At 67.9% G+C, this 14,006-nt stretch carries 18 protein-coding genes and 1 tRNA gene; 4 read left to right on the forward strand and 15 right to left on the reverse strand.

Annotation, left to right across the window (positions count from 1 at the left end; all coding sequences use genetic code 11):
• Positions 1 to 12 precede the first annotated feature (12 nt).
• The 8 genes from RIB98_18535 to RIB98_18570 form a co-directional block, all read right to left on the reverse strand.
• A complete protein-coding gene (locus RIB98_18535; protein ID MEQ8842980.1) occupies positions 13 to 690 on the reverse strand; it encodes a chlorite dismutase family protein in 678 nt (225 codons plus the stop codon).
• Between the two features lie 96 nt (positions 691 to 786).
• The gene (locus RIB98_18540) at positions 787 to 1,518 is read right to left on the reverse strand and encodes an amino acid ABC transporter ATP-binding protein (GenBank protein ID MEQ8842981.1); all 732 of its coding nucleotides are present in this window, start codon (positions 1,516 to 1,518) and stop codon (positions 787 to 789) included.
• Complete coding sequence (locus RIB98_18545; protein ID MEQ8842982.1) at positions 1,515 to 2,333, reverse strand: amino acid ABC transporter permease; 819 nt, start codon at positions 2,331 to 2,333, stop codon at positions 1,515 to 1,517. Before RIB98_18545 ends, RIB98_18540 begins: the two co-directional genes overlap by 4 nt.
• A 91-nt stretch (positions 2,334 to 2,424) precedes the next feature.
• Positions 2,425 to 3,306, reverse strand: coding sequence for a transporter substrate-binding domain-containing protein (locus RIB98_18550; GenBank protein MEQ8842983.1), 882 nt, complete (start codon positions 3,304 to 3,306; stop codon positions 2,425 to 2,427).
• A gap of 212 nt (positions 3,307 to 3,518) precedes the next feature.
• Complete coding sequence (locus RIB98_18555; GenBank protein ID MEQ8842984.1) at positions 3,519 to 4,313, reverse strand: formate dehydrogenase accessory sulfurtransferase FdhD; 795 nt, start codon at positions 4,311 to 4,313, stop codon at positions 3,519 to 3,521.
• Positions 4,310 to 4,798 (reverse strand): FABP family protein, encoded by a 489-nt coding sequence (locus tag RIB98_18560; GenBank protein ID MEQ8842985.1) that lies wholly within the window; start codon positions 4,796 to 4,798, stop codon positions 4,310 to 4,312. Before RIB98_18560 ends, RIB98_18555 begins: the two co-directional genes overlap by 4 nt.
• 106 nt (positions 4,799 to 4,904) lie before the next feature.
• Positions 4,905 to 6,527: a chaperonin GroEL gene (gene groL / locus RIB98_18565; protein ID MEQ8842986.1), complete on the reverse strand. Its 1,623-nt coding sequence runs from the start codon at positions 6,525 to 6,527 to the stop codon at positions 4,905 to 4,907.
• A gap of 112 nt (positions 6,528 to 6,639) precedes the next feature.
• The gene (locus RIB98_18570; GenBank protein ID MEQ8842987.1) at positions 6,640 to 6,915 is read right to left on the reverse strand and encodes a ubiquitin-like small modifier protein 1; all 276 of its coding nucleotides are present in this window, start codon (positions 6,913 to 6,915) and stop codon (positions 6,640 to 6,642) included.
• Between the two features lie 274 nt (positions 6,916 to 7,189).
• Between RIB98_18570 and RIB98_18575 the strand changes: the two genes are divergently transcribed.
• Complete coding sequence (locus RIB98_18575) at positions 7,190 to 7,390, forward strand: hypothetical protein (GenBank protein MEQ8842988.1); 201 nt, start codon at positions 7,190 to 7,192, stop codon at positions 7,388 to 7,390.
• A gap of 33 nt (positions 7,391 to 7,423) precedes the next feature.
• Positions 7,424 to 7,633, forward strand: coding sequence for a hypothetical protein (locus RIB98_18580; GenBank protein ID MEQ8842989.1), 210 nt, complete (start codon positions 7,424 to 7,426; stop codon positions 7,631 to 7,633).
• On the opposite strand, the gene RIB98_18585 is transcribed toward RIB98_18580, so the two are convergent.
• Positions 7,625 to 8,608 carry a glycerate kinase gene (locus tag RIB98_18585; protein ID MEQ8842990.1) on the reverse strand — a complete coding sequence of 328 codons (984 nt, stop codon included), beginning with the start codon at positions 8,606 to 8,608 and terminating at the stop codon, positions 7,625 to 7,627. The genes RIB98_18580 and RIB98_18585 overlap by 9 nt on opposite strands.
• A gap of 51 nt (positions 8,609 to 8,659) precedes the next feature.
• Between RIB98_18585 and RIB98_18590 the strand changes: the two genes are divergently transcribed.
• Positions 8,660 to 10,030: a trehalose-6-phosphate synthase gene (locus RIB98_18590; protein ID MEQ8842991.1), complete on the forward strand. Its 1,371-nt coding sequence runs from the start codon at positions 8,660 to 8,662 to the stop codon at positions 10,028 to 10,030.
• Between the two features lie 6 nt (positions 10,031 to 10,036).
• Here the strand turns inward: RIB98_18590 and otsB are convergent, their stop codons facing one another.
• Genes otsB through RIB98_18605 form a run of 3 tightly spaced genes read right to left on the reverse strand, consistent with a single transcriptional unit; the run spans position 10,037 to position 11,732 of the window.
• Positions 10,037 to 10,813 (reverse strand): trehalose-phosphatase, encoded by a 777-nt coding sequence (gene otsB, locus RIB98_18595; GenBank protein ID MEQ8842992.1) that lies wholly within the window; start codon positions 10,811 to 10,813, stop codon positions 10,037 to 10,039.
• The gene (locus RIB98_18600; GenBank protein MEQ8842993.1) at positions 10,813 to 11,472 is read right to left on the reverse strand and encodes a LytR C-terminal domain-containing protein; all 660 of its coding nucleotides are present in this window, start codon (positions 11,470 to 11,472) and stop codon (positions 10,813 to 10,815) included. The genes otsB and RIB98_18600 overlap by 1 nt, the downstream gene beginning before the upstream one ends.
• Positions 11,469 to 11,732 carry a DUF3263 domain-containing protein gene (locus RIB98_18605; protein MEQ8842994.1) on the reverse strand — a complete coding sequence of 88 codons (264 nt, stop codon included), beginning with the start codon at positions 11,730 to 11,732 and terminating at the stop codon, positions 11,469 to 11,471. The genes RIB98_18600 and RIB98_18605 overlap by 4 nt, the downstream gene beginning before the upstream one ends.
• Before the next feature lie 63 nt (positions 11,733 to 11,795).
• Here RIB98_18605 and RIB98_18610 point away from each other — a divergent pair.
• A tRNA-Thr gene (locus RIB98_18610) sits at positions 11,796 to 11,868 on the forward strand.
• 11 nt (positions 11,869 to 11,879) lie between these two features.
• Here RIB98_18610 and rlmB read toward each other — a convergent pair.
• Genes rlmB through RIB98_18625 form a run of 3 tightly spaced genes read right to left on the reverse strand, consistent with a single transcriptional unit; the run spans position 11,880 to position 13,995 of the window.
• Positions 11,880 to 12,821: a 23S rRNA (guanosine(2251)-2'-O)-methyltransferase RlmB gene (rlmB, locus tag RIB98_18615; GenBank protein MEQ8842995.1), complete on the reverse strand. Its 942-nt coding sequence runs from the start codon at positions 12,819 to 12,821 to the stop codon at positions 11,880 to 11,882.
• Complete coding sequence (gene ispF, locus RIB98_18620; GenBank protein ID MEQ8842996.1) at positions 12,818 to 13,303, reverse strand: 2-C-methyl-D-erythritol 2,4-cyclodiphosphate synthase; 486 nt, start codon at positions 13,301 to 13,303, stop codon at positions 12,818 to 12,820. The genes rlmB and ispF overlap by 4 nt, the downstream gene beginning before the upstream one ends.
• A complete protein-coding gene (locus RIB98_18625) occupies positions 13,300 to 13,995 on the reverse strand; it encodes a 2-C-methyl-D-erythritol 4-phosphate cytidylyltransferase (protein MEQ8842997.1) in 696 nt (231 codons plus the stop codon). Before RIB98_18625 ends, ispF begins: the two co-directional genes overlap by 4 nt.
• Positions 13,996 to 14,006: the final 11 nt, after the last annotated feature.

A 14,006-nucleotide genomic window follows, 5' to 3' on the forward strand; every position in this document is an offset into this window, starting at 1 on the left:
CCGCATGCGTGTTCACGCAGTGCGCGCAACGATTTCCTCGACCGACCCGACCATTCCCGTGTAGAACGCGCCGAACTCCGCGTAGATCGCCGACGCCGTGTCGTAGCGCATCGTGTAGACGGTGTCCTTGAGATCGTCGAGGTGGACGCCGAAGAGCGTGACGCCCCATTCGAAGTCGTCGAGGCCGGTCGACGCGGTGATGAGCTGCACGATGCGGCCGGCGAACTTCCGACCCGACGTGCCGTGTTCCATCATGAGCGCCTTGCGGTCGTCATAGGGCAGCTCGTACCAGTTCTGCTCGACGTTGCGTCTCTTCGTCATCGGGTAGAAGCACCACGCGTCCTTGCCCTCCGGTGGCAGATCGGGATGGAGGCGCATCCTGGCCATCTCCTCGGGGAGACCCTGGGCGTACTCGGAGAGCTCGGTGATCGAGACATAGCTGTCGATCACGAACAGCCCGGCCCGCACGAGACCACTCTGGAGATCGCGCAGTCGCCACCCGTCGGCGTGCAGCGCCATGAAACACAGCGAGGCCTTGTGGCCGAGAAGGGCAACGGTGACCACCTGGACATCGGCAGCCTGCGCCTCCTTCACCGCGGCGATGACCGCCGCCTCATCGGTGTCGGGGGTGCGCTCACAGAACAGATGGACGACGGCGACGCCCTCGGACGTGGTGACAGGTTCGAGCATGCCCCCCAGCCTACGAAGTCGAACCCCCACCCGTCCCTGCGGTGTCAGACACCCGTCCCGACCGGGGGACGGGTGTCTGACACCGCAGGGACGGGATCAGAGAATCTGGTCGAAGAACGCCTTGGTCCGGGGTTCGGCGGGATTCTCGAACACCTCGGCGGGCGGACCCTCTTCCACGATCTGACCCTCGTCGATGAACACCAGCCGGTCGGCAGCGGCGCGGGCGAAACCCATCTCGTGGGTGACGACCACCATGGTCATCCCCTGTTCGGCCAGCGCGAGCATGACGTCGAGCACTTCCTTGATCATCTCCGGATCGAGAGCCGACGTGGGCTCGTCGAACAGCATCACCTTCGGGTTCATGGCCAGCGAGCGGGCGATGGCCACACGCTGCTGCTGCCCCCCACTCAGCTGCCGGGGGTACGCGTCGATCTTCTCGGGGATGCCGACTGTCGCGAGTTGTTGCTGCGCGATGACGAGGGCCTCGTCCTTGTTCTTGCCGAGCACCTTGCGCAGTGCCAGCGTGATGTTGTCGCCCACCGTCAGGTGAGGAAAGAGGTTGAACTGCTGAAAGACCATCCCCACGTCGGTGCGTACACCGTTGATGTCGGTCGTCTTGCTCGTAAGCGTGGCGCCCTCGAAGACGACCGTGCCCAAGGTAGGGATCTCGAGGAGGTTCATGCACCGCAACAGCGTCGATTTCCCGCAACCACTCGGCCCGACGATCACCACAACCTCTCCTGCGTCGACGGCGAGGTCGACGCCGCGCAGCGCGTGGATGTCATCGCCGAACCATTTGTGAAGGCCGCTGACCGAAATGATGCTCATCGCGCCCCGACCCGATCGCGGGTCATCCACCGTTCGAACTGGGTGAGCGCAAGCGACAGGGCGATCACCATCACGATGTACGTGAACGTCAACACGATGTACGTCTCACGGGGCTGGAAGCTCGTGTTCACGTAGAGCTTCGAGTTCTGCGTGATCTCGCGGATGGCCAGCAGCGAGAGGAGCGACGAATCCTTCAGCATGGCCACGAAATCGTTGCCGAGCGGCGGCAGCACATTACGCACGGCCTGGGGCAGCACGATCGAACGCATGGTGGCCCCGTACGACAGGCCGAGACTGCGACCCGCCTCCATCTGGCCGCGATCGATCGACTGGATACCGCCGCGTATCACCTCGGCGATGTAGCCGCCGTACACCATCGCGAGCCCGGCGATGCCCCGCCATTCCTTGTCGATGCTCTTGTTGTCGATCCCCAGGGCACCCGCACCGTCGGGCACGATCACGAAGGCGATGAAGAAGAGCAACGGCAATGTCGGCACCCCCCGGATGAACTCGATGTACGTCCGGGACAGGTTGCGCGCGACGACATTGCGGGACACCCGCCCGAACCCGGCGATGAGTCCGATGATCATCGCGAACAGGAACGCCCACAGTGTGGTGGTGATGGTGATCCCGATGCCCGGCGAGATCGCCTTCCATGCCCGGTTGTAGTCATCGACGAAGAACGTGAAATAGCCGAACATGCCGATGATGCTGCCGAGCAGGATCGCCCACCACGGAAACGAGTCCCACCACGGTGATCGGTCCTGGCGTCGGTCTCTTGACGCGGCGGCCGCGCTCGGTTCGGTGACCGTCATCGTCGAATCCTCGCAGACGCGGGACGGGGGCGCCCTGGCAGCGCCCCCATCCTCACGTACTCATGCACCGATGTTCACGGTACGGAAACGATCACCCGTCGTACTCGACCTCGGCGATGTCGTCGGAGGTGATGGTGAACGAGTCACCGAAGTACTCGGTGGAGATCGACTCGAGGCTGCCATCGGCCTTCATCGCCGCGATCGCAGCGTTGAACGGTTCGACGAGGTCAGATCCCTTCGGGAAGATGAAGCCGAGCTGGTCGGAGGAGAGGCTCTCACCGATCAGTTCCACATCGTCGGCGTTCTCGCCGACGTAGCCCTGGCCCGCCGTCTCGTCCATGATCACCGCATCGACGTCGCCGGCGATGAGGGCCTGGACGGCGAACCCGAACTGCTCGAAGGCATCGACGCGGTCTTCGCCGGCGAGTTCGACGGCGGTGTCGTAGTTGGTGGTGCCGACCTGGCTGCCGATGCGCAGCGAATCGTCGGCCGCCAACGAGGCCGAATCGGTGAAGCGGTCCTCGCCGACACGAACCAGGATCCGCTGATCGAGGTTGATGTAGCCATCGGAGAAGTCGACGACCTCGGCGCGTTCGTCGGTGATGGTGATGCCGTCAGCGGCCATGTCGTACTGGCCGTCCGCGACGGCGACGATCATGCCGTCCCATGCGGCCGCCACGTACTCGGGGGTGCAGTTGATCAGCGCGCACATCGCATCGATGGCGTCATAGTCCCAGCCACCCGGCTCGCCGGTCTCGGCGTCGATGTAGTTGAACGGCAGGTAGGCGTTCTCGATGGCCACGGTGACGGTGCGGCCTTCGAGATCGGGAAGTTCACCGTCGGCCAGATCATCGCTGTCATCGCTGTCATCGCTGTCATCGCCGGCCGCGGTGTCGTCATCGTCACCGCAGGCTGCGGCGAGCAGACCGAACGTGAGCAAGAGCGCGAGTAGCGCCAGTAGTCGCTTGGACATGGTGATTCCCCTCCAGGAACGGATCAGTTCGTTTCGAACGATCCAAAAGCGTACCCATTCACCGCCGCACGCGTGATTGCGATACGAAAACCAGTGTCTGACGCCATCCGTCAGATTCGTGACCCTACGCAGGACAGGTGTCTGACACCGCAGGGAACCGCAGGGACGGGTGTCTGACACCGCAGGGACGGGGGACGGTCGGTCGAGGGCGACTACTGCGCGTAGATGGTGAGGCTGCCGTCTCGGGCGAACCCGGCGAGTTGCAGGCCGGCCCGTTCTGCCGTCGCCACCGCCAGGGCTGTCGGCGCGCTCACTGCCACCAGCGCCCGACATCCTGCGGCCCAGGCCTTGTGCACCAGCTCGAAGCTGGCCCGCCCGCTGACCACCAAGCCGCAACCGGTGAGCGGGAGTCCGGCATCGAGCAGTCGCCGCCCGACCAGCTTGTCGACCGCGTTGTGCCGACCGACGTCTTCGCGAACGAGCGACACCGTCCCGTCGGCTTCGATCACCCCGGCTGCGTGCACGGCACCGGTCTCGTCGAACAGGTCCTGTTCGGTGCGAAGCATCTCCGGCGCGGCGGCCAGGTCCGCCCACTCCAACGGTGGTCCCGACACCGGATCGAGGCGCGCCGCGAGCTCGTCGATGTCGTCGGTGCCGCAGAAGCCGCACGACGACGTGGTGGTCGCCAACCTCGGTACCGGCGCTGGCGCCGAGCCCCCGGTCGACACCGTCACGATGTTGAACGCCGTCGACGCGGCCGACCCGTTGGCGCAGTACTTCACCTCGGTCACCGGATGACCGTCGAGGAGTCCCTCGCCGTGGCAGAAACCCACCGCCAACTCGAAGTCGTGGCCCGGCGTGCGCATCGTCGTGGCGACCCGCACGCCGTCGAGCTCGATGGCCAGCGGTTCCTCGGTGGCGAGCATCGCCGGCGCCCGTCCTGCATCAGGCGCGGCGGGTGACCATCGCCGCACGAGGCGCTGTTCGCGACGGGCGCGGGAGCTCACGCTCGTTCGAGCTCGGCGCGCAGATGATGGGTCAGCGGTTGGCCCATCGCCGCCATCCACATCTCGGTGACGAGCCGGTCGCCGTCGACCTCGATCCGCCGACGAACCTCGGTGATCGGCTTCGCCGTGCGGGTCCCCTCCACACGTTCGGTCCGCAGATCGACCACGAGCTTGCCGCCGACATCGGCCACCGAACCGATGTGGATCTCGACGACACCCGTCGGCTGGGTGAGCACGAGCTCCATCGCCGCGTGCGGTTGCGGCCGTAGATACCCGACCTCGGTGTGTAGCGGCGCGTCCGACTTCGGATCGCGGGTGCGCTGCATCATCGACAGGAACGGCTTGCCCACGTGACCGAAGGTCAACTCCTCGAGATACGAGAAATCCGGGATCGTCGGATAGTGACCGTCACCCGGGCCTCGCCATGTCCCCACCAGGGGAGCCAGGGCCTCGCAGGCCGCGTGCAGTTCAGCGCCGGTACTCATCACCCAGCACGCTACCGAACGCGACGCCCCCAAAACGGCGAACGGCCCCGCCGCAGCGGGACCGTCCGTATTCATTCCGCAGATGCTGCGGGACTTCTTCGCAAGCTCAGAAGTCCATGTCGGGCATGGCCATGCCGCCGCCCTCTTCGGGGGCGTCGGCGATGACGGCCTCGGTGGTGAGGAACAGCGCCGCGATGGACGCCGCGTTCTGCAGCGCCGAACGGGTGACCTTGGCGGCATCGATGATGCCGGCCTCCATGAGGTCGACATACTCACCGGTCGCCGCGTTGAGACCGTGGTTGCCGTCGAGGTTGCGCACCTTGTCGACGATCACGCCACCCTCGAGACCGGCGTTGACCGCGATCTGGGTGAGCGGCGCCTCGAGCGCCTTCGCCACCATGCGAGCGCCGACCTTCTCGTCGGCTCCCTTGATCTTGGAGACCCCGGCGAGGACCGCGGTCTGCGCCCGGATGAGGGTGGTACCGCCGCCGGCGACCACGCCCTCTTCGATCGCGGCCTTGGTGGTGGACACGGCATCCTCGATGCGGTGCTTCTTCTCCTTGAGCTCCACCTCGGTGGCCGCACCGACCTTGAGGACGGCGACGCCGCCCGACAGCTTGGCGAGACGCTCCTGGAGCTTCTCGCGGTCGTAGTCGGAATCGGTGTGCTCGATCTCGCCCTTGATCTGGTTGATCCGGCCGCTGACGTCGGCGGCTTCGCCGGCGCCCTCGATGACCGTGGTCTCGTCCTTGGTGACGACGACCTTGCGGGCCTCACCCAGCATGTCGAGGGACACGCTCTCGAGCTTGAGGCCGACCTCTTCGCTGACGACCTGGCCACCGGTGAGAATGGCGATGTCCTGCAGCATGGCCTTGCGGCGCTCGCCGAAACCGGGAGCCTTGACCGAGACCGAGGTGAACGTGCCACGGATCTTGTTGACCACGAGGGTGGCCAGCGCTTCGCCTTCGATGTCCTCGGCGATGATCAGCAGCGGACGACTCGACTGCATGACCTTCTCGAGCACCGGCACGAGGTCGCGCACGGCGGTGATCTTCGAACCGACGAGCAGGATGTAGGGGTTCTCGAGCACGGCTTCCATGCGCTCGGTGTCGGTGACGCTGTAGGGCGAGATGTAACCCTTGTCGAAGCGCATGCCCTCGACGAAGTCGAGATCCAGACCGAAGGTCTGCCCTTCTTCGACGGTGATGACGCCGTCCTTGCCGACCTTGTCGATCGCTTCGGCGATCGTGGCGCCGATCTCGGGATCGGCCGACGAGATCGCGGCGACGTTGGCGATCTGGCCCTTGTTCTCGGAGACGTCCTGCGCGTTCTCGCGAATCGACCCGACGGCGATCTCGACGGCGGCTTCGATGCCCCGCTTGAGTGACATCGGGTTGGCCCCGGCGGCGACGTTCTTCAGACCTTCACGAACCATCGACCAGGCGAGGACCGTGGCCGTGGTGGTGCCGTCGCCGGCGACGTCGTCGGTCTTCTTGGCGACTTCCTTCACCAGTTCGGCGCCGATGCGCTCGAAGGGATCCTCGAGATCGATCTCCTTGGCGATCGACACACCGTCGTTCGTGATCGTGGGGGCACCCCACTTCTTCTCGAGGACGACGTTGCGGCCCTTGGGGCCGAGGGTGACGCGTACGGCGTCAGCCAGTTGGTTCATTCCTCGTTCGAGGCCGCGGCGGGCCTGCTCATCGAACTGAATGGTCTTTGCCATCATTCCTCCGGAAAGCGTGTCGTTGGCACTCTCATGCCGAGAGTGCTAATTCAACCCGCCGGAGGACGGTTTCGCAACCAGATCGCGCGAACAGATCGCGCGATCTCCGACCGTTTCAGCCGCCGGCGACCGCCGGAACGATGCTGAGGGTCTCGCCCGCCGGCACGGGGGTGCCCAGGCCGTCGAGGAAACGAACGTCGTCGTCGCTCACGAATACGTTGACGAAACGACGCAGCGACCCGTCGTCGGCCAGGATCCGCTCCTTGAAGCCGGGGTGGGCGCCTTCGAGGTTGTCGAGCACGGCCGCGACGGTGTCGCCCTCGACCGCGATCTCGGACTCGCCGGCGGTGAGGGTACGAAGGGTGGTCGGAACTCGGACGGTGACGCTCATGTTGTGCTCCATCTCGTTACACGAAGGGTGTCGCTGGAGGGCGACATGATCGACGAACAGGGAAACCAGTAAATCCCGACCAACTTTATCGGGATAACTCCGTCGACTCCAACCACCTGCTCGACAACGGGACAATTGTCACTGCTGGTCGGGAGAACACACAATCGACTTCAGGAGGGCGTCAGATGTCCCGATGCCACTAGTGACCGCCGGCTGATGCCACGGTCGCAAGCACCCCGCCCCACCCGAGTTCCCCCGTACCCAGGAGATCGAAATGAGCACTGATTCACGCGCCCTCGTACACGACCGCCTTGCCGAACTCGTCGTCGAGCTGAGCGGCGCCCGCCACGCGAACGCCCGCGTCGCCCTCGAGGACGCCCTCGCCCGCAATGGCGACACCGGCGACCAGCTCCTCAACATCGCCGACGCCATCATCACCCTGCGCAACGGCACCGCCGAGGTCACGACCGAGTGAGCTTCGTCCGCCGAGCGGTCTAACCTCGGTTGCGTGGCAATCGAACGGCAAGAGAACTCACCACAACGACAGGGCCTGCCGCTGCCGGCGCGGGTCGCGCTGGGCGCGGTGGCCATCCTCGCGGCCATCACGGTCGTGCAGTGGGTGATCGGTGCGCTCATCGCCGTCGTGAAGGTCGCGTTGGTCGTCGTGGTCGCCGTGGCCGTCGCGGTGTGGGTCGTCGGCGCCAAGAGCTCACGCTGAGACGAGGGACGACACCACCTCGGTGATGCACGCCCGGGTGTCACCCATCGCCCGCTGCGCACCGAATCGTTCGCTGAGATCCACGATCGGGATCGGTGACGTGATGCCGTCATCGGCCCGCCCCACGATCGCGATCGCGTCGACACCTGCGGCGGCCGCGAGGTCGGCGACCCCGCCGACCACCTTTCCCTCGAAGGACGTGGCATCGAGCCGACCCTCGCCGGTGATCACGAGATCCGCGGTCTCGATGAGGTCGTACAGCTCCACTGTGTCGGCGATCAGTGTGAAGCCGTCGGCCAGCGTGGCACCGATCGCGGCAAGGCCTCCGGCGAGACCGCCGGCCGCGCCGCCGCGCTCGAGCGCCGTCACGTCGACGCCGTGTTCGGTGGCGTAGACCTGCGCCAGGCGTTCGAGCCGACGTTCGAGCAATCGCACCTGGGCGGGAGTGGCCCCCTTCTGGGGCGCGAAGACCGCGGCCGCATCGACGAAACGGGTACGCACGTCGCACGCCACGTCCAGGCTCACACCTCGATAGCGGGCCAGCGGGGCCATCGCCCGGAGCGCCCCCAGGCCGCCGTCGGTGGTGGCCGACCCGCCGAGGCCGACAATGACACGCTGGGCGCCACTCTCGGCGGCCGCCGCGATCAGCTCGCCCGTGCCGGCGGTCGTGGCCTCCATCGGGTCGTTGCCCTCCGCGCCACCGGCGAGCTCGAGTCCGGAGGCGCGGGCCATCTCGATCACCGCGACCCCGTCGCGAAACGCCCAGTCGGCATCGACGGGCGCACCGAGCGGACCGGTCACCGTCGAGGTGCGGTTGGGGCCGCCGAACGCGTCGAGCGTGCCCTCGCCGCCGTCGGCCATCGGCTGGACGATGCACTCGCTGCCGGCGGCGTGCACCGCCACGGCGACCGCGTCGCCGACCTCGCGCGCGGTCGCGGTGCCTCGATACTTGTCCGCGCACACGACAACCCGCATCCGCCCATCGTGGCCCACAAGTCCCGGTCTGCGACAACTACCGTGAACGTCGTGTCTGCTCCTGTCGTGCTCGTCTCCAACCGCGGCCCGCTCTCGTTTCGCGACGACGGCGGGGAGCTCGTGGCCACCCGGGGCGCCGGCGGTCTCGTCTCCGGTCTCGCGCCGCTCGTCGCCGGTACCGGCGCGGTCTGGATCGCCGCGGCCCTCAGCGACGCCGATCGCACTGCGGCCGCCCGCGGAGTCATCGAAGCCGACGGCATCCGCGCTCGCACCCTGGCGATCGACCCCGACATCCTCGCCCGCGCCTACGACGGGGTCTGCAACTCGATGCTGTGGTTCCTCCACCACGCGCTCCACGACCTGAGCCGACGGCCGGTGATCGATGCCGGGTTCCGCTCTGCGTGGGACGCCTATCGCACGTACAACCGGGCCTTCGCCGACGTCGTCGCCGACGAGGCGCCCGACGGCGCCGTGGTTCTCGTGCAGGACTACCACCTGTCGTTGATGGGCCCGCTGCTGCGAGACCGCCGTCCCGACGTGCGGGCCGTGCACTTCTCCCACACCCCGTTCGCGCCACCACACCTGATGCGGGTGCTGCCCGACGACCTCGCCGTCGAGCTGCTCGAGGGCATGGCCGGCCACCATGCCTGCGGCTTCCACTCGGCCCGCTGGGCCAATGATTTCCAGCGGTCGTGTGAGGAGATCGCGGGCATCGAGCCCCGGACCTTCGTCGCTCCACTGGCCCCCGACGCGACCGACATCCGTGGCGTCGCGTCGGGCGAACGCTGCAACGCGGAGGTCGAGGCGATCGAGCGCGAACTCGGCGATCGCCGCCTCATCGTGCGGGTGGACCGCATCGAGCTCTCCAAGAACCTGCTGCGGGGCTTTCGCGCCTACGACACCATGCTGCGCGACCGGCCCGACCTGCGCGGCACCGTCGTCTTCCGGGCCCTCGGTTACCCCAGCCGGGAAGGGCTCCCCGAGTACCTCGCGTATCGAGCCGAAATCGAGTCGCTGGCCGACGTCGTCAACCGCCGCTGGGGCACCGACGACTGGCAGCCGATCGAGCTCGACCTTGTCGACGACTTCCCGAAGTCGGTCGCCCATCTGCGCCGCTACGACGTCCTGCTAGTGAACCCGATCCGTGACGGCCTCAACCTCGTCGCCGAGGAAGGTCCGCTCGTCAACGAACGCGATGGCACCGTGGTCCTCAGTCGCGAAGCCGGAGTTCACGACGTGCTCGACGGCGCGGTGCGTTCGGTCAACCCGTTCGACATAGAGGATCAGGCCGCGGCCCTGGCCGAGGCGCTCGACCTCGATGCCGACACCCGGCGCGACCGAGCGGCCGAACTCCGTCGGCGAGCGGAAGCGCGGGGACCGGGCGACTGGCTGGCCGACCAACTGGCTGCGGCCGAGTCCTGACTCGTCTCAGCGTCCGGCTGCGGTGGCGGCCCGGTCGAGGATCTGCCGCAGCAGGACCTCGGCACCGGCGGGACCGCCCACGACGAGATCGGCCCGATGCCGGAGAACCGGCGGTGCCTCGGCGGAGTCCACGGCGACCCGGAGCGTGGTCACGCCATCGGCCGCCAACCGGTCGAGTCCGTCGAACGCGGGGAGATCGCCGAGGTCGTCACCGAAGTACGCAACCGGATCGAGGTCCTCGGCCAACTCCACGAGGGCCGTGCCCTTGTCGCGCTGGATCGGCGGGTGAAGCTCGTAGGACCGCTTGGCCGGGCGCGACTCCATGCCGGTGCGCTCGGCCTGGTCGTCGACCCATTCGCCCATGGGCGCGGCGAGCGACTCGTCGCTGCGATAGTGGATCGTGAGCGAGAGCCCCTTCGGCTCCACCACCGCGTCGCCGAACCGGGATGTTGCGTCATCGACGAGGTCGTGGACGATCGCTCGAAACGCCTCGGCCTCGTCGAGGGTGCGGTGCACGGTGTCACGGCGCCACTCGAGTCCGTAGAGACCCACGATGTCGACCTCGGCCGGCACCATCGCATCGAGATAGGCGACCGGTCGACCCGAGATGACGGCCACTCGCCCGAGGTGGCCACTGAGGTCGACGAGCAGGTTCGCGATGCCTGGTCGGATGCGGGCTGCGTCGGGCTCGGGCGCGATGTCGGCCAGCACCCCGTCGAAGTCGAGAAACAGTCCTGCCCGGGCCGGCGCCCGCCCGAATGCCTCGAGCGGGTCTGCGTGCACTACAACGCTTCGTCGGTACCGAGCACGACGATGATGTTGGCCGTGCCGGTCTCGGCCTGGGTGCCGTCTTCGAGCGCGGCCGGGTCGGCCGGGGCGAGTTCGAGCACGCTCGGTGCGCCGCCCAGGGCCTCGGCGACGACCTTGGCCTCATCGCCGTAGCCGGTGGCGAAGTAGACCTTGGATTCGGCGATCGGCGTTCCGGCGGCATTGCCCGCCAGGGTGACGTAGTTCAACGCACCGAGTGTCGTGGCCCGCGTGCCGGCGAGACCGGCGACCTGCGCGCCGTTGAGCACCGAGATCTTGATCGTCGACGGGTCGTCGAGCACGACGTCGTCGGTGCCGGTGCTGTCGGTCGGAACCGAGTCGCCGGTGCTGTCGGTCGGGACCGAGTCGTCGGTCGCCCCGTCGGTGCTGTCCGTCGGGTCGGTGCTGTCGGTGGGCGTGGTATCGGTGCCGTCGCCGGTGTCGCCGCCATCGTCGGACGAACTCGTGTCGGGCCCGACCGCCGCATCGGTGTCGCCGCCATCGAATCCCCAGGCCAGCAGCACGAGGCCGATGACGATGGCGATGGCGATCAGGATTCCCCCGCGGGCGGCGGCTGAACCAGCCGATTTCGCGAATGATCCGTCGGATGCGGCATAACGCCCTGGTGAAGTCATCGGCTGTGTTCCTCGCTGGTCGCGCCCACGTGCTCGGCACGTGATCGGCGACGCCGGTCACGCATGCGCCGGAGTCTACGGACCACGAGCGGATCGTGGGCTTCGGCTTCGGGTCGATCGATGAGGTCGTTCAACAGCTCGTAGTAGCGCGTCGTCGACATTTCGAGGTGCTCGTTGATCGCCGTTTCCTTGGGACCGGGCTCGGTCCACCACGATCGCTCGAAATCGAGCATTGCGCGTTCGCCCTCGTTCAGCTCCATCGGCACAGCCTTGCAGAAACCGGGGCATGGGTGGAGCCGGGCACGCTCTAACCTGTCGGGCACGCCCGAGTAGCTCAGTTGGTAGAGCAGCTGTCTTGTAAACAGCAGGTCGCAGGTTCGATCCCTGTCTCGGGCTCGCAGCGTCGTTCAGGTCGACGTCGCGGCTCGGCGGCGGGCGACCTCGAAACAGGCCACCGCCGCGGCGGCCGAGACGTTGAGCGAATCGAGTACGCCGAGCAGCGGGATCGAGGCGACGGTGTCGCAGCGCTCACGCACGAGCCGTGACAGGCCCGGACCCTCCGCGCCCAGTACGAGCGCGACGGGTTCGGCCGCCACGGCCAGGTCGTGGATCGGACGATCGCCCCCCGCGTCGAGACCGACGGTCCACACGCCCGCGGCCTTGAGGGTCTTCATGGCCGACGGCAGCCCGGCCACCAACGCCATGGGCAGGTGCTCCACCGCACCGGCGGCCGCCTTGGCGACCGTCGGCGTGATGTGGGCGGCCCGATGGCGCGGCAGCACCACTCCGGTGACGCCGGCGCACTCGGCGGTGCGCAGGATCGCGCCCAGGTTGCCGGGGTCGGTGATGCCGTCGAGCAGCAGGAGGAAGGGCAGCGTGCCGTCGAAGCCGGGCACGAGCAGGTCGTCGAGCGGGGTGGGGCGCAGCGGTTGAGCGAGCGCCATCACCCCCTGGCTGCCCTCGGTGCGCGTCATCGACTCGAACTTCACCCGGTTGATCTCGGTGATGGTGACCTTGGCCTCGTCGGCGAGGTCGATGATCTCGTCGAGGATCGGGGCCGGGTCGAGGTCACCGGCGAGCACGACCTCGCGAGTACGACGGGTGCCCGCCATCAGCAGTTCACGCACGGCGTGACGACCCTCGACCTGGTCGCCACCCAACGACTCGCCCTTCGACTGGCCCGCGTCGCCGTCACGGATCGGCGTCGTGCCCCGTTGGCCGTCGCGGCTGCGGCCGCCCTTGGCGCCGCTGCGGGCGCGAGGGTTGCGGGGCTGCCCCTTGCCGCGACCGCTCGACTTCGGACGACGGGGCCCGCCCTTCGGGCCCTTCTGCGGTCCACGGGAGCTCATCGCGCCACCAGGGCCACGGCCCACGCGACGATGCCTTCGCCGCGACCGAGGGCGCCGACGCCTTCCGTGCGCCGACCGGTCACGGTGACGGGTGCGCCCGCGGCGGCCGACAGGTTCGCTTCCATCTCGGCCTTCACCGGCGCGAGCTTGGGTCGATCGAGCACGACGGAGCAATCGACGTTGCCCGGGCGCCATCCCGCGTCGCGCACCGCGGCGGCTGCTCGCCGCAGCAGTTCGATGCTGTCGGCGCCGGCGAGGTCGGGATCGGTGTCGGGGAACATCTCGCCGATGTCACCCAGACCGGCCGCGCCGAGCAGCGCATCGATGCACGCGTGGGCGACCACGTCGGCATCGCTGTGACCGGCCAGGCCGGGTTCGTCGGGAAATGACACCCCACCGAGCACGAGGGAGCGGGCCGGGTCGTCGGCGCGGGCGTGCACGTCGAAGCTCTGCCCCACCCGGAAGGGGATGGTGTCGGTCATGCCGTGTCGTCCTCGAGGAAGTGGAGAGCAAGGTCCATGTCGAGCGGCGTCGTGAGCTTGAGATTGCGTCGGTCGCCGTCCACGACCACCACTGTGCCACCGTCGTTCTCCACAACGGTCACGTCGTCGGTGGCTTCTTCGCCGCCGGCATGGGCTCGGCGCAGCGCCTCGGCCGCGAAGCCTTGCGGTGTCTGCACGGCCACGACATCGTCACGGTCGACCACTCCCCCACTGCGGCGGCGCAACGAGTCCGCCACCGACACCGCCGGCGTGACCGCATCCGCGCCCCCGGCGACAGCCGCGATCACCCGCGCATAGACGGCGTCCGAGGCCAGCGGACGTGCCGCGTCGTGGACCAGGATCACCGCCGCCGACTCGGGCACCGCGGCCAGTCCTCGCCGAACCGATCCGGTCCTGGAGTCGGCACCGGTGACCGAACGGAACTCGACCCCGGGCGGCGCGGTGATCGGGGTCATCCCCTCGGGAGGTTCGACGGGGGTCACCACGACGACACCGTCGCTGTGTCGGGCGGCCGTGGCGACCGACCGTTCGACCACGGGGATCCCGGCGAGGTCGAGAAACTGCTTGGGTGCTCCGAAGCGGGCACCCGACCCCGCCGCCACCACGATCGTCCACACCGGACCCGGCGTACGGCCACTCTTCGGGTTGACTGATGCACGCGGTGAGGTCACCTGTCTAGTGT

The sequence above is a fragment of the Acidimicrobiales bacterium genome, assembly GCA_040219515.1.
GTDB lineage: Bacteria > Actinomycetota > Acidimicrobiia > Acidimicrobiales > Aldehydirespiratoraceae > JAJRXC01.

Bases quoted from the DNA above. Each gene is read 5' to 3' on its own strand.
- RIB98_18540 (MEQ8842981.1), bottom strand. From the start codon at position 1,518: ATGAGCATCATTTCGGTCAGCGGCCTTCACAAATGGTTCGGCGATGAC.
- RIB98_18560 (MEQ8842985.1), bottom strand. From the start codon at position 4,798: ATGAGTACCGGCGCTGAACTGCACGCGGCCTGCGAGGCCCTGGCTCCC.
- RIB98_18535 (MEQ8842980.1), bottom strand. From the start codon at position 690: ATGCTCGAACCTGTCACCACGTCCGAGGGCGTCGCCGTCGTCCATCTG.
- RIB98_18585 (MEQ8842990.1), bottom strand. From the start codon at position 8,608: ATGCGGGTTGTCGTGTGCGCGGACAAGTATCGAGGCACCGCGACCGCG.
- ispF (MEQ8842996.1), bottom strand. From the start codon at position 13,303: ATGACCGACACCATCCCCTTCCGGGTGGGGCAGAGCTTCGACGTGCAC.
- RIB98_18550 (MEQ8842983.1), bottom strand. From the start codon at position 3,306: ATGTCCAAGCGACTACTGGCGCTACTCGCGCTCTTGCTCACGTTCGGT.
- RIB98_18600 (MEQ8842993.1), bottom strand. From the start codon at position 11,472: ATGACTTCACCAGGGCGTTATGCCGCATCCGACGGATCATTCGCGAAA.
- RIB98_18545 (MEQ8842982.1), bottom strand. From the start codon at position 2,333: ATGACGGTCACCGAACCGAGCGCGGCCGCCGCGTCAAGAGACCGACGC.
- rlmB (MEQ8842995.1), bottom strand. From the start codon at position 12,821: ATGAGCTCCCGTGGACCGCAGAAGGGCCCGAAGGGCGGGCCCCGTCGT.
- RIB98_18605 (MEQ8842994.1), bottom strand. From the start codon at position 11,732: ATGGAGCTGAACGAGGGCGAACGCGCAATGCTCGATTTCGAGCGATCG.
- groL (MEQ8842986.1), bottom strand. From the start codon at position 6,527: ATGATGGCAAAGACCATTCAGTTCGATGAGCAGGCCCGCCGCGGCCTC.
- RIB98_18575 (MEQ8842988.1), top strand. From the start codon at position 7,190: ATGAGCACTGATTCACGCGCCCTCGTACACGACCGCCTTGCCGAACTC.
- RIB98_18570 (MEQ8842987.1), bottom strand. From the start codon at position 6,915: ATGAGCGTCACCGTCCGAGTTCCGACCACCCTTCGTACCCTCACCGCC.